This is a genomic window from uncultured Paraglaciecola sp., from assembly GCF_913058035.1.
In the GTDB taxonomy this organism is placed as follows: domain Bacteria; phylum Pseudomonadota; class Gammaproteobacteria; order Enterobacterales; family Alteromonadaceae; genus Paraglaciecola.
Map to the genome: position 1 here is coordinate 42091 of NZ_CAJXPA010000006.1, position 22895 is coordinate 64985.

The following is a 22895-nucleotide window of genomic DNA, read 5'->3' on the forward strand; positions in this document are numbered from 1 at the left end:
CATTATATTTTTGATGGACGTTATCATAATAAACCCAACCGTTTTTTTCACTATAGATCGTAAATTTTATATAACAATAAGCTAACAATAACTATTCAGAGATCATATATTTTTACAAATGAGCTTATGTATCTTGCTTCGTGTAAGTTAGTATGAGCCTATCAGATTTGGTAATAGAGAAAAGCAGTATGAAAAATAAGTGGCTTAAAGGAATATTACCCTTAGTAATACTGGTGATTGGTTTTGCCGCAATGGCGACTATAGAGGCCTCTGGCGAAAAAGATGAAGATAATGAGCCAGTAGATATTCGCCCCACGGTAAAAATAGAAACCGCTATAGCTGAAGATTATCAAGTTAGAATAACCAGCTACGGAGAAGTGCGCCCATTAGAAAGTACAATGGTGTCGGCACAAGTATCAGGCGAGGTGCTTACTTGGCACCCTAATTTTGTGCCTGGTGGTTTAGTTTTTCGTGGTGATACCCTATTTACTATCGAGTTGGACACGTATGAGGCGGCATTGTTACAAGCCGAGGCTGACCTTAGCTTAGCCAGAGCAAACTTAATTGAAGAACAAGCCAAAGCTGAAGTAGCTGAACGAGAAGCAAAAGGCAGCAAAGTATCTGACCTGTATTTACGTAAGCCGCAAATGCTTAGTGCTCAAGCGTCTATAAAATCAGCACAAGCAAGATTTAAAATAGCTCAACGGGACTTAGATAATTGTGCCATTAAAGCTCCTTATGATGCCTTAGTCGTTAGCCGTGATCTTGGGGTTGGGCAATACGTTAATCAAGGTTCTCAAGTAGGGGAGCTTTATAATATCGAATCTGCAGAAGTATCGATTCCTATTGCAGGTTTTGATAAAGAGTTTTTACCCAGTGACATTACTCAACACAAAGCGACTATTAGTACTAAGGGTTACAATGCTATTACTCGTGAAGGAAAAGTTGCACGTGATTTAGGTATTATCGATCAAAGCACACGCATGAGTCAGCTGGTAGTGAGAATCGAAGATCCTTACGGCTTAAAATCGTCTGTACCACCATTAAAATTTGGACATTATGTAGAGGTTAGTTTTGCTGGAAAAACGCTAAATCAAGTTTATCGTTTACCTCAAGAATTGGTGACTAACCGTATTATATGGTTGTTAGACGAAGAACAACAAATGCAGCCTCAACGGGTTGAAGTTTTGCGTGAAGAAGGTACCTATTTTCTGATTAGTGAGGGTCTGCAAGACCAAGACATACTAGTTACCACCTTACCTGAATACCCTCAGAAAGGTATGAAAGTCAAAATTGCCGAGCCAAAAGAAGACTTAGTCGTTCAGAAATTATTATAAGGGCAACACCATGTCTACTGAAAATACAGGCAATTTACCTACCGAACCACACACTCCTGAACCAAAACAAACAGGCCTGATTGCATTTTTTGCGAATAACTCTGTTGCCGCCAACTTAATGATGATGTTCATTATTATTATGGGAATTTTTAGTTATTTCACTATTCAGCGGCAAATGTTCCCTAATTTTGAAATTAATTATATCAATATTAGCGCCGTCTATCGGGGTGCTTCACCTCAAGAGATTGAACAAAGCATTTTAATTAAAATGGAAGAAGTGCTCAAAGATATTACTGAAATAAAACAAAGCACATCTCGTGCTCGTCGCGGTAGTGGCTCAATTTCTTTGGAAATAGATGCAGACGAAGAGTTGTCTGAAGTGTTAGATAAGGTGAAAGCTAGGATAGATAGTATTGCTACTTTTCCTGCTGAAATGGAGCCGCCCAACATATCCCAAATTGAATTCCGCCAAGACGTAATCGAAATGGCACTTGTGGGTGATCTGCCCATACGTGATTTAAAACCCATTGCCAAACAAGTCGAAGATGAGCTGATGGCATTACAAAACGTATCATTGGTTCAATTAGAGGCTCCCGAAGATGAAATAGCCATAGAAATTAAACCAGAAACATTACGTAAATATAATTTGTCTATTGCTGATGTTACCCAAGCAATTAGACGCTTTTCTACCGATATATCCGCCGGACAGTTGCGCACTGATTCAGGTGTGGTAGCAATAAGAGTAGAGAATCAACTTTACACGGGTGATGAATTCAGAAAAATACCAGTCAAAATTGGCGACAACGGTGCCAAAGTATTACTTGAAGATGTAGCACAAATTAAAGATGGGTTCATTGAAGGTGAACGATATTTCAAATACTCTGGCGTAAATGCGATGTCTTTCAATGTTAAGGCCACTAAGGACCAGAGCTCTGTGCCTATAGCTGAATCAGTACAAGCCTACGTAGAAGCGCGCAACAAAACATTACCTCAAGGATTAGAACTAAAAATCTTAGTGGACATGACCTTTTATTTGAATGCACGTCTTGACATGATGCTCAAAAATTTATTTCAAGGCGCGCTTTTAGTGGCCTTAATGTTGACAATATTTTTGCGTTTTAGATTAGCATTTTGGGTAATGTTAGGCCTACCTGTTTGTTTCTTGGGTGCCATAATGATGATGCCAGTTTTTGGTGTGACTATTAATGTTCTATCTTTGTTCGCCTTTATTATGGTGTTGGGAATAGTGGTGGACGACGCGATTGTGATAGGTGAAGCCGCATACACTGAGATTGAAGAAAAGGGAGGCGGTGTAGAAAGTGTTGTTCGAGGCGCAAAAAAAGTCGCCAAACCTGCTACCTTTGGGGTGTTAACTACCATAGCTGTATTTGCACCCTCATTGTTTTCAAGTGGCCCAGAGGCTGCGTTTTTCACAAACATTTCAATGGTGGTGATTTTATGTTTAGTATTTAGTTTAATTGAGTCTAAATTGATCCTACCAGCACATTTGGCCAATATGAAATTTACGCCAATCAAACCAGATAGTTGGCGAGCACGATTTAACAAACGATTCTTTAATTTTGTAAACGGTCCGTACAAAAACTTTATCACACGTTGCATTGAATGGCGCTGGTTCGTATTTGCAACCTTCATCGCCATTTTGGTGATGAGTTGGGGCCTGATACAAGGTGATTACGTTAGAACGGTTATGTCGCCCAAAGTCGCCCATGATTTTCCGGGCATTAATATTCAAATGAATGAAAATGTTTCAGACCAAACAACAATTGATACGCTCAAAACAATAGAATCGATGGTCTTTGAGGTAGATAAGAAAATTGTGGAAGAATACGGCAGCACAATGATGAAAGATATCATGGTGTTTAATCAAGGTCGGACAGCTGGCAGGATTTTAGTACCTTTAGTGGATGAAGATGAACGTCATTTTGACGCTTTTGAATTAACCAGAAGATGGCGTGATGCGATGCCAATCATCCCGGGTATGAAGTCTATTACTATTCAAGATAATCTTGTTGGTGGCCCTAGCAGTGATGGTGAATTTGGCTTTATGTTGTTTGGTGCAGATATTGATTTACTGAATGCCGCAGGTCGTGAATTCATCTCCATGTTGCAACAACAAGAGGGATTATTTGACATCAGCTCAAGTATAGATCCAGCCAGTAAAGAGATCCAAATTGATTTATTACCTGTTGCTTACGATTTGGGTTTAGACTTAGCTAATATCGCCAACCAAGTGGGTGCCAGCTTTTTTGGTGGTGAAGCACAAAGAGTGATTCGTGACGGAGAAGAAGTTCGAGTTATGGTGCGTTATCCTAAACTCACTCGTGAACGCTTTTCTGAACTTAAATATGCGATGATTACCACCCCATCGGGGCAAAAAGTGATGTTAGGTGATGTAGTCACTCTCACAGAAACACCCGGAATTAACTTTATACGCCGAGAACAGGGTTATAGAAGTGTCTATGTATATGGGTCCATTGACGAAGAAGTCGTAGAGCCAAATACTGTAATTGAACAAGTTGAAGAAAAGTTGTTGCCACAACTAAAATCTAACTTCCCTGGGGTAAAGTCTGAGTTGGGTGGTTCCATTGAAGAGCAGCAGGCTCAAGAAAGCGAACAGTACACATTCTTTATTATAGGCATGTTAATGATATTTATATTACTGGCCATACCGTTAAAAAGTTACGGTCAACCATTGATTATTATGTCAGTTATACCATTCAGCTTGACCGGTGCAATATGGGGACATTTTATCTTTGGCCTAGACCTAAGCATGTTGTCAGTATTTGGATTAATTGCAGCGGCAGGAGTAGTGATTAACGATAGCTTGGTAATGACGGATTTTGTTAATCAAAGACGAAAACAGGGATATGCTTTATTAACTGCGGTAACAGAAGCTGGTTGTGCTCGTTTTAGAGCGATCACTTTGACTTCAATTACTACCTTTGTGGGTGTTTTGCCTATCATGTTTGAAACCAGTACTCAGGCAAAAATTGTTATACCTATGGCGGTAGGACTTGGCTTTGCAGTGCTCTACGCCACACTAGTAACCTTAATATTGGTACCTTGTTTATATATGATCTTAGAAGATCTTAAAGCAGGGTTTATATGGTTATTCCGCATGGCATCGCGTCTAGTTAATCGTATAAAAAGCTCTAAGGAAAACGCCACACCATCAGAGGTTTAGTTGCTCACATAAGACAAAAAACATCATATAGATGTTTTTTGTCTTAAATCCTGACTATTCAAGCGAGATTAAAGAGTATATGGATATAACTGTAATATCACAAAGCGAAGCGCAAAAACGCGTTGAACAAATTCACGCATTTACACGCGAACTAGCGCAACTAAAACAACAAGATGTTGTCTCATTAACCCCTCAACAATCAGCCAAGATCGCTACTTATCATTTGCAGCTCACATCAGACTTATCCAATACTTTTGATATTGATACCAATGTGCAATCCCAACAGTTATCGTTAGGTATGAAAATTGCCTCACTGGCTGGTGCCTTGGCAATGGCGAGTAGTTTATTCTTTCTTTTTTATCAATTTTGGGGACATCTAACAACTATCACTCAAGCCAGTGTTTTAGTGATTTCGCCACTCTTACTTTTTATTCTGACCTTAACGCTGGCAGATAAAGAAAAACATGCATACTTTTCAAAAATGTCCGCACTAGTATGTTTCGCTAGTTTTGTGCTTAATATTTCTATGCTCGGGCAAATTTTTAATATCACACCTTCTCCCAATGCCTTTGTCACATTTTCTGCTTTTGCATTTCTTCTGGCTTATACCTGTAATACAAGATTAATGTTGATATTCGCCATAGGCTGCGCATGCAGTTTTATAGCTATGCGACTAGGAACTTGGAGTGGCATATACTGGCTAAACTTTGGTGAGAGGCCAGAAAACTTTTTTATACCCGGTATTTTACTGTTTGTTATTGGGTACTTTGGTAGGCATAAACAATTTAACGACTTTAGCAGCACATACAGAATAACGGCACTAATGATTATATTTTCACCCATATTAGTACTCGCGAACTGGGCTCAAATCAGTTACCTCACATTTCCAAATGAGATAATTGAAGGGGCATATCAAACACTAGGCTTTACTCTGTCTGCAGCACTTATCTGGTTGGGAATTAAACAACAAAAGAGTGACGTAACCAATACTGCTAACGTTTTTTTATTATTGTTCATCTACACTAAATTCTTTGATTGGTGGTGGGATTTGGTGCCCAAATATGTATTTTTCTTTTTAGTAGGATTATCTGCTTTACTCGCACTTTTGGTGTTTAAACGTATTCGCAACATCTATTTATCTGTGGAGACACATATATGAAACGCTATCTCACACTAGGTTTATTGATCCTCATTTTAACTAACATCATGTTATTTGTAGGCGTTTGGATTAACCGCACAGGTCTAGCAACATCTGAATTGGTCTTAACGGAACGAGAGCTCAGTCTTCCTTACCTGAATGTTTCTCAGCAAGAAGACTCAGGATTAGCATTGCAGATAAAATGGCGAATCCCAATCCAAGGAACTGATCCAAGCCATCGCTATAATTATCAACGTTATATTGATATTACTGAGACTGAGCTGGTATCCCTTGGTTTTGAGCCTAAACGATCAATTCAAAGATCGAATGTATTAAAGAAAGAATTGTATTGGGCACTAGAGTTTGATGGCGAGTTATATCAAAAACAATTGAGTATTATTGAAGATCATTATCAGATTTTTTTAGCAACTTTTACTAAAGATTCAGATAAAGAACAACATCGCCTAAAAATACGGCTAGAAGAAAGACTTGATGAAGAAAAGATACAATCCAGCCGTTTATTTCTCTTAGAAACAGCACAAAATTCAGAAGAATTGATAGAAAAATATATTAATCAAAAAAATATTTTGATTGTAAAAGGCCAAGCAAGACCTACTTATGACCAAAAAACCAATGCTTTTAGATTACATCTACATACTTTGTCGAACCCAGACATAATGCTTACGCGGGAGCAAATGTTGCTGCTTAAAGAGCTGAAACCAGTGGACACTAACGTTGTTAACAAACCTCGTTATACAGTCGATGTAAAATGGGGAAGTCGATTTGAACCTTGGGTGACCAGCTTAAAAAACTTAGCTGACTAACACACCTGAGCTAATCTATTTTTTTCGAGAGAATATATGAAAATTGCAGCTGATTTTAGTCAACGAGAAATAGTACACAGTGCCAATATGCAGTGGATAAACTCTCCTATGACAGGCGTCACAAGAAAACCATTAGACCGAGTGGGAAATGAAGTTGCACGAGCTACTTCAGTAGTACGTTATGCATCTGGTAGCCATTTTTCGCCCCACATACATGCAGGTGGAGAAGAGTTTGTAGTGCTTGAAGGTGTGTTTCAAGACGAATACGGTGACTATCCAGCAGGCTCATATATTCGCAATCCACCCCAGTCTAGCCATACTCCAAGCTCAGAAGAGGGCTGTGTAATCTTTGTTAAATTATGGCAATTCCAACCTGAAGATAGAACACTGGTGCGGTTAAATATAAATGAGTTAACGCCTGTACCACACTCAAGTGTGAAAGGTGTATCTGCCGTCTCGTTGTATACAGATAAACACGAACAAGTGTCTATTATTAATATCCAGCCAAATACACATCTAGAATTTACACCCGAGGGCGGAGCAGAATTATTTATTTTACAAGGCAGCGTAACAGAACAACAAGATACACTGTTACAACATAGTTGGTTGCGCGCTCCTATCGGTTGTTTGTTGTCTCTAAAAACAACTCAAATGGGTGCACAAATTTGGTTCAAAACAGGCCACTTAATAGATGTGGATCCTCAAGTACAAAGGGTAATGCAAGCTATTAAGTAATAATTTAGTAGGTTGGAAGATTACAGTCAAGATGATCGCTTGAGCGATCTCAAAATCTCTGCACAATGTCACCTGTCGAATAGGTATGGCAGGTGGCTTATTCTTTTTACTAATAAAATATCGGGCAACATAAATGTACTCGATGCACCTGCTTTCTAAATGTAAAGTGTTAAGTCTAGAACCGAAGCTGAAATTAGCGGCCAAATCAAAACTAAGAAGTGACCTATGCCAAAAATCGAACTAAAACCACTTGGCGAGATGGATGTTCAACTGAGCGAACGTCGGAGCTGGCTAAAAGTGCATCGTGTGGTCATCGACGTGTTATCGGTCAAGCTGACGGGTGATAAAATCAATCCAGAGTTGACAAGAAACGACGGGGCAGACTGGCTTACCGACAGCGATAACTTAACTCTAGGCGCACTTCACATTCGACTGACGTTGAAAACAGATGTCAGTGCACTATCTATGTCAAATACTGCGGCCAAATGAATATAGTCTCATGTATCATAGCCGTGACGACCAACATTTCTAGACAAGTGCACCTCACTCAATATAGCTGGATAAACCGAATACAGGCTGTTGCCGCAGGAGCAGTTGATTTTGAGACACGCAAGTTAACGTATACCCTTTACGAGCAATACTGAGTAAAGAGTTCTGGTTTAGTGTCCCCCATTTTAATGGCCTATTTACTACCGCCCTTCGGTCTTAAGACTACTTTTTATTTTGAAAAATGAGGGAATAACTATATTGATTTCGCTCCAATAGATATTTCTTATGAGTGCTCGGGCTCCACGAGTCATCACCGCCGACCCCCATATGTTGATGGTCTATGTGCACATGAATCACATCATCGGTCACTAACTCATGAGTGTGTTTAGCTGCGGCAAGCTGGTTTTGTGAATAGAAGCTTACTGCAAATAAAAACTCTCCCCGTACTTGTAACCCAGCTATTTCGAGCAGCCGGCAGTCGCTACGTAAGCCGTTATCAGTTGGAAAGATATAAGGAGTATGTAGCTCGTCTAAGCTCAAATTATATTCACCAAAACGTGCTGCTGATTTACGATCTGGGTAGTTTTCAAATGGTCCTAAACCTAACCATTTAACTTGAATATTGTCTTGTTTGGCTATCGCCAAACTGACACCAACACGGGGAAGCGGCGGCAGCACCTCATTTAAAAGTACGTCAATATCAATTTTCACTGCACCGCTTTCGTTGATGGTATAAGTCCATTGGGTTTGTGCACATAATTCATCTTCATATTCATAATCGAAGACACAGGTAATACGTATGTCTTCACTAGAAGATATCCCGTTAATTTTTTGACAGGTGCGTTGCCATTTACCTATGCCTGCATCCAACCAGCGAGCTTCCCATGCATTGGGATCGAGGTTATCCACTTCGCTTACACCAATATCGTTATCAAGGGGGGCTCGATAAAAATTATCAACCAGTGGACTGGCTATTACTGCTTTATTGTCTTGCTGCCAGCTTTTAATTAGGCCTGTTTGGCGATCGAATATCAGATTCAACCCTGTCCCTTGAATAACAATAGTTTCATTATTTTCATTTAAGCTGACATTTTTTTGAGTGTTTGACTGGGCACCTTGCTTAGCAAAATGAGTACTGATTAAACTTTGTCTATTGGCTAAAACAAACTGTTCAGTTGCCATTATATGACCTGCTTCTGCAAAACTGCAGTCGTTCGCAAGTTCTACGTCTAAGTTAAGATGATATTGAGCACCCTTTTCAAATGGTGTAATAGGTTTAATAATGGTGTTGAGTGTACTTTGCGGCGCGATGTTCAGCAGAAAACTGTCTTGTTCAACCACGACACCATTTTGCATTAGTCGCCAAACGAGCTTTTCGTTATCTGTGGCTCTAAACACATAATCACTGAAAATAGAAAGCGCATATTCGTTTTGAACTAAGGATGTTATCGCTTTCTTTTTCGTGATAGGCGCCAACATGAAACGAACATGTTGTTGGCTATATTTAGCTTCAAACAAACTAGGGTGGGCAGAACGGTCAGGAAATAGTAGCCCGTTAATACAAAACTGCCGATCATTCACTGTATCGCCAAAGTCCCCACCATATGCCCAATAATGCACGCCGTTTTTATCTATTTTTGATAACCCTTGGTCAACCCAGTCCCAGATAAAGCCACCTTGCAAACGTGGATATTCTTTAAAAGCTTGCCAATAGTCATTAAAACTACCTAAGCTATTGCCCATCGCATGAGCGTACTCACATAAAATAAGGGGCCGTGTTTCGCCAGGTAAACTGAGCCATTTTTTAATTGAATATTTAGGTACAGCCTCGTCTTCAAGATCATAATCAACACGCGCATACATAGGGCAGATAATGTCTGTTGCAGGTGTGTTAGCGCCACCGCCTTCATATTGCACAGGCCGTGATGGGTCGAAGTTTTTTGACCAGCCGTACATGGCATCATGATTTGCACCATAACCGCATTCATTACCTAGTGACCAGATAATAATAGAGACATGGTTTTTATCCCGCTCTACCATTTGTGCGTAACGCGACATAAACGCACCAGCCCATTGTGGATCAGCAGCTAATCTGCCCATAGGATACATACCGTGAGTTTCTATGTTGGCTTCATCCACTACATAAAGCCCTAATTCGTCACATAATTCATACCAACGAGGATGGTTCGGATAGTGGGCAGTACGCACTGCATTAAAATTGTTTTGTTTCATCAGCTTGATGTCAGTAATCATGTCTGATTCGGCTACCACATGGCCGCTTTCTGGATGATGCTCGTGGCGATTAACACCGCGTATTAGCAGTGGCTTGCCGTTTACACATAATTGCCCATCAATCATTTCGACTTTTCTAAAGCCAATATCGTAACTCTCTGCGTCAACAGTATTACCTTGAATATCTTGTAAGCTCACCACACAGCGATACAAATTTGGCGTTTCAGCAGTCCACTTTCGAGGATTTTCAAACGAAATACTTTGAAATACCACATCATCCCAACCACCTTTCTCATCGACTCGTTTGTTCTGAGTGGTTTGGGTATGAGGTCGACATATGGCTGTCTCACCATCAAATACTTGTACACTAACGGTATAATTATTCGGTGCATTAATGGACGTTTTGATAGCTAAAGTAGCATCGCGATAACAAGCGTCTAAATCAGGCGTGATGAATACATCCCGAATTTGTTGTTGTGGCTTGGTAAGTAATAGCACATCACGAAAAATACCACTTAACCACCACATATCTTGGTCTTCAAGATAACTACCGTCACTCCAACGTATCACCATTACGGCTATCTGATTTTTACCTGCTAGTAAAAACGGTTGCAAATCAAACTCGCTAGGTAAGCGGCTATCTTGAGAATAACCCACCCACTGACCATTGCACCACAAGTGGAACGCCGAGTTTACACCTTCAAAAATAATATGGTTTCGCTGGGCCAATTGCTCTTGGGTCACTCCGAATTCAGTCCGGTAACAGCCAGTTGGATTATCACTTGGGACAAAAGGCGGATTAACCGCAAAAGGATACTTTACATTGCAATAAATAGGCTTATCAAAGCCCTGAAGTTGCCAATTTGAAGGTACAGGTATTTTTTGCCAGCTATCGTTTATTTTTTCACTAATAAATGACTTATCCACCGCTTCAGGTTTATCAAATAGCTTAAATTCCCACTGACCATTTAATAATTGTCTTTGAGGGTTTTGTTTTTTACGAGCATCAACAAGAGTTTTATAGCCGCTAAGAGGACTATGCGCGTTAACTGTGTTTATGTGAGTGGATAATGGCGTTTCCCAATCTCGGCGCTGAATAATGTGATCTAATGACGTCATAGTGCTTCCCGTAGGCATATTAAATGCTTAATTTAGCATTTTGCTTATGTTGTCTAATGTAGCGAAAATACTTTGTTTATATTATGCTTAAAACTCGCAAAATTTTATCTAAAGCTATCATTTAATTTTATGAAAAATCACATTAAAGACGTACTCGATATTGGTCAAGATTGTTATGAACGCTTCATAGATTCAGATGTTCTGGCTGAAATGAAACATTTAGATATTACCTTAGCCGGATGTTCTAATTTATCAGGAAAATATTGCGTTTCACGCTCAGCTCCCCTTGAACACACGCTGTTTTATACGCTGAAAGGCCAAGGTAAACTGACCACTATTGACAATGAATATGCACTGGTTGCCAATACGTTAGCTATTTTACCCCCCAAACAGAGTTTTGAGGTAAGCATAGCAGCAGAAAAATGGGATGTGATTTGGCTAAACCTATCAAGTACAAAACGTTGGCAACATATCGCTTTAGATCGAGCCGTGGTCATTATCGAGCAAAAACTGAAACCATTACATTTTGCCATGGAGCTTTTGTATAGCGAACCAGATGCGACCTTACGCAAAGGTGTTATGCCGATATTAAGTTATTACCTCAATGCCACTCTGCAAGGTGACAATCAGAACAAAACAAACAATCGACTACACAATTTATTTCAAGAGATTGAAAAACGCCTTCAGTATGACTGGACGATAGCAGCAATGTGTGAACAATTGCATTATTCACCCCCCCATTTACACCGTTTGTGCCAAACACAATTCGGTAAGAGCCCGATACAAAAACTGATTCATCTGCGTATAGAGCGTGCAAAAAGTTTGTTACTTAATACCCGCTGGTCTATTCAACATATCGCTAGCTACGTCGGGTATACCAATATTTTTAATTTTTCAAAAAGTTTTAAAAAATTAGTCGGTGTTTCACCCAGTTTATTTCGACAAAGCAATCATTAGGCATAAGTGTTGAAGAGTTTTTAGCTGAAATTGAAGAGCAAATCGAAATTTTCTATTGGCTGTGTATCTCTTTATTACTAGGGATCTAAAATTAGCATACCAATAAATTGCAAAAGTTTAAGTTAGTTGCTCATACACACATATTCAATCGATGCTAATAGTAGGTGGCTATGAGTAACGTTTAATAAACAACTTGTTTTATGCTGCTCCATACTTTTATAAAGGTGACATACCTAAATTGAGTAACCTATCAAAGTTGAGTTGAGCGTACTTAATTTTACGAAGAGGTAACAACGGACGTTTAACAACCACACCGTCAGGTTCGAAAGTAAACATCACTCCGGGCGAGTCTAAGAAGATAATAGACGACTTATTTATGCTGAATGACTTTCCAGTAAGTGTTAGAAAATCACGAAATCTAATAAAACATTGATTTTTCAAACCGTATTCCTTATTTGTTTATTTGTTTATTAAAATTCAACGTTTTAAACGAAGCTTTGACCAAAATTTTTTGGGTGTAAAATCTAAAATTCACTTCAAAATAAGAATTTCGAAACTTATGACACCAATTTTAGCATTTGGTTTTTTGATTAATTGAAATAGATGCTATCTATTTCAATTGATCGCTAATTTACCCACGTGGAACTAAGACTACTCATATCGAAGAAAAATAACCTGAAAGTGTAGACTTAGACTCAATCTTACTTAACTTGATGTTCATCACCGAGCAGAAATAATGACAACCATTTATAACAATCACTTATAACAATCACTTATAACAATCATTTATGACAACCGTATTGAAGTTGATAAAATGCAGTAGAACTATCTTTCAAAAGCAGTTTATTATCTGCTGAATAGGCGATTCTGGGGTTATAACGGGTTTGTTAAAAGTAATCTGCAACCAGATTATTATTTGAACTAAGTGGAGGCTACCTCTTTGCTCCAACAATATTTGAAGTTAGTATTAAATACTAATCGGGTTGCTTGTATCGTTCTCAGAGCCTTAAGTATTAATCGTTCTCAGCGCCTTCAGTAATAACTGTACAGTAAAAGTTAAACAAAATATTGGTATTGGTCATTGACTAATTCTCATATCTACATAGGGTTAGTGGCACCGTAAATAGTGCGAGACACAGATAAACCCTTAGTTTTAAGACGTCACTGAACATGATAGAGGCATAAATGCAGCGTTATTTTGCAGAAAATTTGTTTGATGGAAAAACCATTAAAACCAATCAATTGATTAGCGTTGAAGACGGCAAAATACACTCAATTGAATCAGCAAAATTTCAAGATGATGCGATTCAATTTTCTGGCTTAGTCGTTCCTGGATTTGTAGATGTGCAAGTTAACGGTGGTGGCGGTGTATTGTTCAATAATCAACCCACTTTGCATACTCTGATGACGATGAGTCATGCCCATCAACAATTTGGTAGCACCTCTATTTTACCTACTCTTATCACAGATGATTTAACCACTATGCAATTGGCAGCTAATGCCATGGCCTCAGCCATCAAGCAAAATCTAAAAGGCATAGTTGGTATTCATTTTGAAGGTCCCCATTTAAGTCAGCCTAAAAAGGGTATTCACCCCTCTCAGCATATTCGACAACTTGGCCCTGAAGAAATGGCGGTATTTAAACGTACTGATTTAGGTTTAGTATGTGTCACCCTGGCTCCAGAAAACGTATCAGTCGAGATTATTAAGGAGTTGGTACAAGCTAAGGTAAAGGTGTGTTTAGGACACTCCAATGGAAGTGCCTCTCAGGCATTTGCAGCCTTAAAAGCAGGCGCACAAGGCTTCACCCATTTATTTAATGCCATGTCACCTTTGCAAAGTAGACAAGCAGGTATGGTTGGAGCGGCATTGTTAGACTCAACTAGTTATTGCGGTTTGATTGTTGATAACGAACATGTGGATACTACCAGTTGCCAATTAGCCATTAAATGTAAAACACCTGAGCGCATTATGCTGGTTACCGATGCGATGTCTCACGTAGGTAGCGAGCAAATTGAATTACAATTCGCCGGCATGACAATCAATCGACAGGGCAACAAATTAACTATTGAAGGTGGTAGATTAGCGGGCTCGACCCTAGATATGGCTAGTGCTTTTCGTAACAGTGTGCTGACGTTAGGCTGTTCTATTCAAAACGCCGCCAAGATGGCCTCCACTTCTCCAGCGACATTTCTAGGCCTACAGCAAAAAAAGGGACATTTAGCCGCAGGATTCGATGCAGACTGGGTTGTATTAACCGACCAATATTTTGTGAGTGCTACTTATATAGCAGGTGAGCAAGTATCCAGTTAAAACCAGACTTGACTTTATCGTTCTGGTTTATATAGTTTAACCTCTTTTGATGTCGAGCATGGCTAGTGTTAGCCACCTTTGGCCGCGACACTTGACGACTTCTTATGGTTTATCAACAAAACGTTTTGACAGTCAGTCGGCCTACTTAATGATGCCTTCAAGTTGCAGTAGTATTTTACTGTATGCACTGAAAAAACATCAAACTTAGAAGCGCACACCATTTTTTCACAAATATTTTACTTTTATGGGCAGAATATACGGCTAATTAAGCACACAGTGGTAATTATATGATAATACTATCAATAATCTTTTTTACTGGAAGTAGCCATGTCTGAAATACTTTATCCTGTGCTAGAACAAGCCAAGCAAAATTCTTTTTTAGATGTCGAAAAATATCAGACAATGTATCAACAATCGATTGAGTCTCCCAACGAATTTTGGCAACAACAATCAGCTATTGTGGACTGGTATAAAGCTCCCACTATCATTAAAAACACTAACTTTACTAAAGACAATTTACAAATTAAATGGTTTGAAGACGGTCAATTAAATGTCAGCTACAACTGTATCGATAGACACTTAGCTAAACAGGCACAGCAAACAGCTATTATATGGGAAGGTGACAGCCCTAACTCTGATCAAAATATTAGCTATCAAGAATTACATGATGAGGTGTGCCGTCTAGCTAATGGTTTAAAAAAATTGGGGGTGACTAAAGGAGATCGTGTGGCTATTTATATGCCAATGGTACCCGAAGCCGCTTATGCTATGTTGGCTTGCACTAGAATTGGAGCAATACACTCTATTGTTTTCGCTGGATTTTCACCTAACGCCATAGCCGACCGTATCAATGATTGCGATGCAAAAGTGGTTATCACCGCCGATGAAGGTCGTCGTGGTGGTAAAACCGTTCCCTTAAAAGTTAATGTCGATGAAGCCTTAAAAGATAATCGCTGTAACAGTATTGAACACAGCATAGTGTTTCAAAATACAGGTGCACAGGTACAGTTTAATGAACACGATGTTTGGTGGCATGAATTGGTCGTAGATTGTGCAAAAGATTGTCCTCCTACTGTCATGAACGCTGAAGACCCTTTATTTATCCTTTATACATCTGGTTCTACAGGCACTCCTAAAGGTGTCGTGCACACCACTGGTGGTTATCTGGTATACACAGCGCTGACCCATAAATATGTATTTGACTATCATCCTGGCGAAATATATTGGTGTGCTGCAGATGTAGGCTGGATAACGGGTCACAGCTATATGGTGTATGGACCACTAGCTAATGGCGCCACTACATTGTTATTTGAAGGCATACCAACTTACCCTGATGTAAGACGAATTTGTCAAATAATAGACAAGCACAAGGTCAATATTCTTTACACTGCACCCACTGCAATACGTGCATTGATGGCCCATGGGGATTATCCTGCCGATGGAACTCACTGTGATTCACTCCGATTATTAGGCTCAGTAGGCGAACCCATTAATCCCCAAGCTTGGCAGTGGTATTATGAAACTATAGGTAAAAATCGCTGCCCTATTGTAGACACGTGGTGGCAAACTGAAACAGGTGGCATCATGATCAGCCCACTGCCCGGCATAACCGCTTTAAAACCAGGCGCAGCCAGTATACCTTTCTTTGGGATCCAGCCCGCCATAGTCGATAAGGACGGCAAAGAGTTATTACACGCGGGCGAGGGAAATCTGGTGATCCGCGATAGTTGGCCCGGTCAGGCTAGAACAGTATACGGTGACCATACTCGTTTCATTCAAACTTACTTTAGCGCCTATGAAAATCAATATTTTACCAGTGATGGTTGTCGAAGAGATGACGATGGTTACTACTGGATAACCGGACGAGTCGATGATGTGCTAAATGTGTCAGGTCATCGTTTGGGCACTGCCGAGATAGAAAGTGCACTGGTGTCCCACCCTGCTGTCGCTGAGGCCGCTGTTGTAGGTTATGCTCACAACATAAAAGGCCAAGGAATTTACGTTTTTGTTAGTCCTGTTGAAGGCCATAGCCATAACGAAGAACTCACCAAAGAGTTAAAAGACTGGGTACGCAAAGAGTTAAGTCCTATCGCTACCCCCGATATTATCCAATGGACCCAAGGTTTACCTAAAACACGCTCGGGTAAAATCATGCGCAGAATATTGCGTAAAATTGCTGCCAATGAATATGACCAACTAGGCGATGTTTCGACTCTAGCCGACCCAAGTGTGGTAGAAAGCTTGATAGAAAATAGATTAAATTGCTAGTTTAATAATGGCGAAGGCTTGAAAGAAGCCAGTCATTTGGTAGATATCCAGGCTCATATACACAGGCTAGTAGAGCGATTAAACAACTATCTGATGTTAGATTTTGTTCATAAATTGCTAAGGCGGTATTAGTGTTAAAAAATAGTTTGCAGGCGTGAGTAAAAATATTAAAATGAAAATCAGCTAAAGGATTAGCGTTCAGTCCTAATACCCTTAACAGGCTTGCTATTTATTGACTGTAACAGCCAATAAATAGCAAGGGTACTACTTGTACCTGCACTTGCACCTTAAATTACTGCTCTTGCAGTAACTTACTCACTGCATACTTTGGTGTTTTCTCAAGCCTTTTAATTAATCTAAATGGTACTTCTTTTGCCATTATTCTTTGTGAAATATCTTGCAACATGGTCATCCACAATTTCGCAGTCATCTGTGAGTCAAATAAGGCTCTGTGAAAACCGCCCTCCGATGGAATATTTTTATAAGTGATTAACGAACCTAATTTATGACTGGGAGCATCTTGATATAAACGTCTCGAAACCAATAAAGAACAAGCAAAATGGCCATTATACGTTCTAGAAATCCGCTCTAACTCTGCATCCAAAAAACGTTTATCAAATGATGCATTATGGGCAACTAGATTACTGTCACCCATAAAATCAGCAAACTCATGCATAACTTCATTACAAGGAGCCGCTTTGCTTAACATACGGTTAGTGATACCAGTGTATTTTTCGATAAAGGCACTGACTGGTTTTCCAGGATCCATAAGTGCTTGAAAGCGTCCAACCACCTGCCCTTTTTCAAGACGAACCGCACCAATTTCGATAGCTCTATCTCCAAAACCAGGCGAAAGTCCGGTAGTTTCAAAATCCAGTACAACAAGGGAATCAGCAAAGGTCTGCGTCATAATCAAATTACCAGTAAGACGTAATCTTGTTATTTTAACAAAAAATAACGTTTTAGCCGATGATACATTTTGCTGGTAAGCTATTTTATATAACTTTTGATATATCCATTTATACCCGTCTTATACGCGAGCTTTCTTTTATAGCCTCTAAAGACCAGACGAAAGTTAAGGGATACTCATCAATCTAGGCTTAATTCGGTATTGCTAGAAAAGGACCTTGTTTGATGTGTAACGGGATCAATAAATTGGATTTTTTGTGCTAATAATTGTAAAGGTTTACTGTAATCATCTAACTCTTTTGGCTGTAAGTTCGGATAGTAAGCATCATTTAATAACGGCCAACCCAGACTTTGCATATGTACCCTTAGTTGATGAGTTTTACCTGTTATAGGGCTTAATTCAAACAAAGCTGTATCAGCATTTTTTTTCAGACAACGAACTTGTGAATGGCTGTTAACCGGCCCTTCAACAATATGCATTAAAAACCTCGGCTCAGATTTCTCTAACCGATTTTTAATTTCCCATTGTTGGTTGACGCTCACAATCTTATTATTTATTTTGGCGATAGCCTGATACGTTTTACTGACTTGATGTGTTGCAAACAAATTATGATAATGTTGACGTGAGTAGGGGTTAACCGAAAATAATACTAAGCCTGCAGTGCCATTATCAATGCGATGCACGGCTTGTAATTGCTGATTACCAGTTTTATTACGCAAGCGATTTTGCAGGCATTCTTCAACATATTTCCCCCCTGGCATAACAGGTAAAAAATGCGGTTTATATGCCACCAAAATCAACTCATCTTCAAACACAATTTCTTCTGCAAAAGGGATCACAGGCTCACGCGCCACTTCACGATAATAATACACCCGCTGCTGGGCCGCATAAGGGGTTTGCGCACTAATTAAGCTTCCGTCATGCCAATGCACTTTGCCATCAACCATACGTTGTAGCCATACATCACTTGTGATGCCGGGAAATTTGAAAATAAGAAATTCTAGAACAGTTGCTACACCCGGATTGTGCTGAGGTAGGCTGAGCTTGGACGGGGAATTAGCTATAGCCATAAATACACTCGTTGTTGACCCTATATAGACCGTTTAAATCTAAATTGATAACACATATACATCTTAAGTATTTCTTGATTGTCGATCAACTACCCTTAAGCCTTTTAACCTTATTTGCCCCAAAATATGAAAGATAAACCTATCTATAATTCAAACACAGATATGCACAGCTCACCATTTTTTATATTGAAATGTATAAACTTCGAAAAGGCGGTTCTTTCTAAATACGTGCCTTTGTCAGTAGGTTAAGGACTTGTTCTGACGATGTTCACACAGCACATTAAATACTTAAAGATTGAGCAACCTTTAAGTATTGGTCTAAAAAACATTGAGGCATCCCAGAAGTCTTTTATATTAATGAACAGCTAAGAAGCTGTCACGGGATCACTCCACCAGCATTTGGCTAATCAAGTTTTCACACGTCGCTTTATTCATGTAACGCGGAACCGCATAAGTGAAACGTGCTTCTTTTAAAGCTGCAGCAGCAATTTGCGGAATATCTTTACGCTGCAAAGCCGCTAGTTTTGTTGGAATATTGAACTTATGCTTCATCTCGCGAATGCGCTGGATAAAAGCCTCAGCTAATTGCTCATTATTAGCATTATTAGCATCTGCGAGGCCAATGTTGCAGGCCTTAGCCAAATCAGCTAATCGTAAGGTACAACTAGACTTAGAATAATCCAATACATAAGGCATAACTATTGCGTTAGCTACGCCATGTGGAGTGTGATACAACGCACCAAAGTTATGGGCAATTGCATGCACGTAACCAACACCTGCCTGCGTAAAAGCCATACCAGCTAAATTTGATGCTCTTACCATTGCTTGCCGCGCAGCCACATTACTACCATCAGTTACTGCCGTGACTAGGTTTGCCATAATCAGTTGAGTAGCCTCAATTGCCTTTACGTCAGTGTGTTTTAGGGCATTTCGAGAAATATACGATTCAACCGCGTGGGTCAACGCATCCATTCCAGTGGCCGCTGTAATATGAGCAGGTAAGCCAGTCATCAATTCACCGTCTAGTGCTGCGGCAACAGGCATCAGCTTTAAATCTATTATCGGCAGTTTACGTTTTTGTTTGGGATCTGAAACCACAGCAGCGATGGTCACTTCAGAGCCAGTGCCCGCGGTGGTTGGAACAGCGTAAAGAGGTAGCGTACCACTAAAGTAAATCTTGAAAAGACCAGCCATATTGATAATCGACTTATCACTTTTACCACGAGCAGCAATCACTTTTGCAGCGTCAATAGATGAACCACCGCCAACTGCCAGTATCGCCTTACAGTTATTGTCTTTTAGTACACTCACACCCGCTTCGATTTGTGCAATAGTAGGATCTGGCATTACGCCGTCATATATCACGACGGTTATACCCTGTTTCTCTAGCTCCACTTGCATTGCATCCAACAAACCTAGCTTGGCCAACATAGAATCTGTGACCAGTAAAATTTTTTTATGCCCTTGATTAGCGATGTACCGGCACAACTCAAGGGAAGAACCTGGCCCATCAAAAATTTTTGGCCACTTAAACGGTAAAATTACAGTGATACCTTTGAAGATTCTCATATAAATTCTTAGACACAAAACTTTCAAAGCAAACATGTTCTATCCTAGAAGAAGAGGCTTACAGTGATGCTGCAAGCAAAGATAATAAACTGACGACTCAGGCTAAAATATTCGTCACGGTCAACCTGAATCAATCTAGTGACGGGCATTTAAAAGGTTTTGGAATACTAAATAACACACGATTTTTTGATAAGGCTTAAATTTTTCGGCCCTACCACAACAAATATAACAGAATTTATACTGGTAGGGTCAGTTTAAAAATCGGATTCCAACTAACAAACAAGCAGCAGATTTTTCCGGCAAAACACTCCGTAGTTATCTGGTTTTAGTCGACAGGATTAATGTCGACTAAAACGTTAATGATTAATAAAACGCTTGAATGTCAGTGATGGCACGACCTAAGATTAGTGCATGAACATCATGAGTACCTTCATAGGTATTGACCGCTTCAAGGTTCATTACATGACGGATCACACCATATTCATCACTAATCCCGTTACCGCCATGCATGTCGCGGGAAACACGAGCAATATCCAGAGACTTGCCACAATTGTTACGTTTCATTAAAGAAATCAATTCAACTGGACATTGATTTGCGTCCATCAAACGGCCCATTTGTAAGCAACCCTGCAAGCCAAGTGCTATCTCAGTTTCCATATCAGCAAGTTTTTTCTGAATTAACTGGTTGGCTGCCAAAGGGCGACCAAATTGTTCGCGATCTAAGGTGTAACTTCTAGCAGCATTAAAACAAAACTCTGCAGCGCCTATTGAACCCCAAGCAATACCATAGCGAGCCTTATTTAAACAACCAAATGGCCCTGCTAATCCTCTAATCTCAGGAAACATATTCTCATCTGGCACAAAAACATTGTCCATAACAATTTCGCCTGTTATCGAGGCACGCAAAGAAAATTTGCCTTCTATTTTTGGTGCCGATAAACCTTGCATACCTTTTTCTAACACAAAACCGCGGATTTTACCTTCGAGCTTACCCCAAACAACAAAAACGTCAGCGATAGGAGAATTAGTTATCCACATCTTATTGCCCGTTAAGGAATAACCACCGTCCACTTTTTTTGCATGAGTAGTCATAGACGCCGGATCACTGCCTGAATTAGGCTCAGTCAAACCAAAACATCCCACCCATTCACCGGAGGCCAGTTTAGGTAAATACTTCATGCGTTGTTCTTCGGTGCCATATGTATGAATAGGATGCATGACAAGTGACGATTGCACACTCATGGCACTACGATAACCACTATCTACACGCTCAACTTCTCGAGCAACTAATCCATAACTGACATAATTGACATCACTACCGCCATATTGAGCAGGTAAGGTGGCACCCAACAGACCTAACTGACCTAATTCATTCATTATTTCGCGATCGAAGTGCTCATGTCTATTAGCTTCAAGTACACGTGGTAGCAGCTTTTCTTGGCAATAATCATGAGCTGTGTCACGTATCATGCGTTCTTCTTCGCTTAATTGACTGTCAAGAAACATAGGATCTTGCCAGCTAAAAGAGGTTAGTTTTTGACTCATAAGGTAACTCCGTTAAATACCGTGTAGGCATAGTCTAATTTATAACGTTACTGTATGCTTAAAACAGGAATAAATATAATATATAGTTTTTATATTTTTAATAACTTTTTATTATTGGGTGCATCGTCATGAACTTAAAACGCCTTGAATATTTTTGTCAATTAGCTGCGCTCGGCAACTTTACTCGAGCAGCCCATAAAGTAGGTATCGCTCAACCCGCATTAACCGTTGCGATCCAAAAGCTAGAACAAGAAGTTGGACTAAAACTCATTAACCGTGCTGACAAACATTCCTTATTGACAGCTGAAGGTGAAGTTCTATATAAATTGGCAACACAACTACTAAGTCAAGCTAAGCAGGTTGAATTAGAGTTAGAAGAACTGAAAGATTTAGAGCGTGGCACTATTCGTTTTGGTGTTTCTGCTATGATGGGTTCTTATTACTTTCCTAAAATATTGACCGAGTTCAAACAAAAATATCCAAGAATAAAAATACATTTGGTGGATCAAGGCACCGCAGCACTTGAAAGAATGTTACTTAATAGCGAACTAGATTTAGCTTTGATACGTGGTGATTTAGAAAATCCACAATTACGTTATACACAACTTATTAATGAAGAGATTGTGGCAGGCATGGCCAACTCACATCCACTAGCTACCGAACAAACCATATCTTTGACACAATTTTGCCAACAGCCGCTGGTATTGTTTCATGAAGGTTATTTTTTACGTGAAGTTGTGAGTCAATATTCCAAAAAAAATCACTTAACATTAGATGTCCGTATGGAAACTAACCTTATTGAACTGCAAAAATCATTAGTTCGCAATGAGGTGGGTATTACTACCTGTTTATCACGTATTTTACAAAACGAATGTCATATGACATCCACACCCTTTGAACCAAAAATTGAATTTAAGTTAAGCTTGGCAAGGAAAAAAAACCACTACCTTTCTAAAGCCAGTAAAGTGTTTATGACTTACTTAAGTTCAAAGGTTGAATCTACAAGTAACGCTTAGTGGAGTGGAGTGCATTACTGAACACTAACTTTTGGACTTTTTATAGTATTTAAGCCACGGTAATAGATAAGATCAACGAATATTTGCTCACTTGCTTATAATTTAATTGAGCTGACCCGCTACTATTTATTAATCTACAAATTTTATTCTTAAACCTATGTATAATGC

Annotated in this window: 16 protein-coding genes; 10 read left to right on the plus strand and 6 right to left on the minus strand. The window is 39.5% G+C overall.

All coding sequences use genetic code 11. From position 1 onward, the window contains the following. Nucleotides 1–188: 188 nt before the first annotated feature. The 6 genes from QZ562_RS01800 to QZ562_RS01825 all read left to right on the plus strand — a co-directional run bounded on the left by QZ562_RS01800 (nt 189) and on the right by QZ562_RS01825 (nt 7728). Nucleotides 189–1337 (plus strand): efflux RND transporter periplasmic adaptor subunit, encoded by a 1149-nt coding sequence (locus QZ562_RS01800; RefSeq protein WP_293756148.1) that lies wholly within the window; start codon nt 189–191, stop codon nt 1335–1337. 10 nt (nt 1338–1347) lie between these two features. Beyond that, entirely contained in the window at nt 1348–4542 is a 3195-nt protein-coding gene (locus QZ562_RS01805; protein WP_293756150.1) for an efflux RND transporter permease subunit, read from the plus strand. Between the two features lie 79 nt (nt 4543–4621). Then, nucleotides 4622–5701 carry a DUF2157 domain-containing protein gene (locus QZ562_RS01810; RefSeq protein WP_293756152.1) on the plus strand — a complete coding sequence of 360 codons (1080 nt, stop codon included), beginning with the start codon at nt 4622–4624 and terminating at the stop codon, nt 5699–5701. Then, entirely contained in the window at nt 5698–6504 is an 807-nt protein-coding gene (locus QZ562_RS01815; protein ID WP_293756154.1) for a DUF4824 family protein, read from the plus strand. The genes QZ562_RS01810 and QZ562_RS01815 overlap by 4 nt, the downstream gene beginning before the upstream one ends. Before the next feature lie 36 nt (nt 6505–6540). After that, complete coding sequence (locus QZ562_RS01820; protein ID WP_293756156.1) at nt 6541–7239, plus strand: cupin domain-containing protein; 699 nt, start codon at nt 6541–6543, stop codon at nt 7237–7239. 225 nt (nt 7240–7464) lie between these two features. Beyond that, nucleotides 7465–7728, plus strand: a complete 264-nt coding sequence (locus tag QZ562_RS01825) for a hypothetical protein (RefSeq protein ID WP_293756158.1) — start codon at nt 7465–7467, stop codon at nt 7726–7728. A gap of 222 nt (nt 7729–7950) precedes the next feature. Here QZ562_RS01825 and QZ562_RS01830 read toward each other — a convergent pair whose 3' ends face one another. Beyond that, the gene (locus tag QZ562_RS01830; protein ID WP_293756160.1) at nt 7951–11079 is read right to left on the minus strand and encodes a beta-galactosidase; all 3129 of its coding nucleotides are present in this window, start codon (nt 11077–11079) and stop codon (nt 7951–7953) included. A gap of 129 nt (nt 11080–11208) precedes the next feature. On the opposite strand from QZ562_RS01830, the gene QZ562_RS01835 reads away from it, so the two are divergent. Then, nucleotides 11209–12036, plus strand: a complete 828-nt coding sequence (locus QZ562_RS01835; RefSeq protein WP_293756162.1) for an AraC family transcriptional regulator — start codon at nt 11209–11211, stop codon at nt 12034–12036. Between the two features lie 216 nt (nt 12037–12252). On the opposite strand, the gene QZ562_RS01840 is transcribed toward QZ562_RS01835, so the two are convergent. Beyond that, a complete protein-coding gene (locus QZ562_RS01840; RefSeq protein ID WP_293756164.1) occupies nt 12253–12477 on the minus strand; it encodes a hypothetical protein in 225 nt (74 codons plus the stop codon). Between the two features lie 744 nt (nt 12478–13221). Between QZ562_RS01840 and nagA the strand changes: the two genes are divergently transcribed. Continuing rightward, a complete protein-coding gene (gene nagA, locus QZ562_RS01845) occupies nt 13222–14349 on the plus strand; it encodes an N-acetylglucosamine-6-phosphate deacetylase (protein ID WP_293756166.1) in 1128 nt (375 codons plus the stop codon). Between the two features lie 327 nt (nt 14350–14676). Further along, nucleotides 14677–16617, plus strand: a complete 1941-nt coding sequence (acs, locus tag QZ562_RS01850; RefSeq protein ID WP_293756168.1) for an acetate--CoA ligase — start codon at nt 14677–14679, stop codon at nt 16615–16617. 292 nt (nt 16618–16909) lie between these two features. Here the strand turns inward: acs and QZ562_RS01855 are convergent, their stop codons facing one another. The 4 genes from QZ562_RS01855 to QZ562_RS01870 form a co-directional block, all read right to left on the minus strand. Further along, nucleotides 16910–17527: a 3'-5' exonuclease gene (locus QZ562_RS01855; protein ID WP_293756170.1), complete on the minus strand. Its 618-nt coding sequence runs from the start codon at nt 17525–17527 to the stop codon at nt 16910–16912. A 179-nt stretch (nt 17528–17706) separates the two neighbouring features. Continuing rightward, a complete protein-coding gene (locus QZ562_RS01860; protein ID WP_293756172.1) occupies nt 17707–18597 on the minus strand; it encodes a pseudouridine synthase in 891 nt (296 codons plus the stop codon). A gap of 384 nt (nt 18598–18981) precedes the next feature. Continuing rightward, nucleotides 18982–20166, minus strand: coding sequence for an iron-containing alcohol dehydrogenase (locus QZ562_RS01865; RefSeq protein WP_293756174.1), 1185 nt, complete (start codon nt 20164–20166; stop codon nt 18982–18984). A gap of 363 nt (nt 20167–20529) precedes the next feature. Next, nucleotides 20530–21711, minus strand: coding sequence for an acyl-CoA dehydrogenase (locus tag QZ562_RS01870; RefSeq protein ID WP_293756176.1), 1182 nt, complete (start codon nt 21709–21711; stop codon nt 20530–20532). Nucleotides 21712–21839: 128 nt separating this feature from the next. Between QZ562_RS01870 and QZ562_RS01875 the strand changes: the two genes are divergently transcribed. After that, the gene (locus tag QZ562_RS01875; protein ID WP_293756178.1) at nt 21840–22727 is read left to right on the plus strand and encodes a LysR family transcriptional regulator; all 888 of its coding nucleotides are present in this window, start codon (nt 21840–21842) and stop codon (nt 22725–22727) included. The last annotated feature ends 168 nt before the right edge of the window (nt 22728–22895 follow it).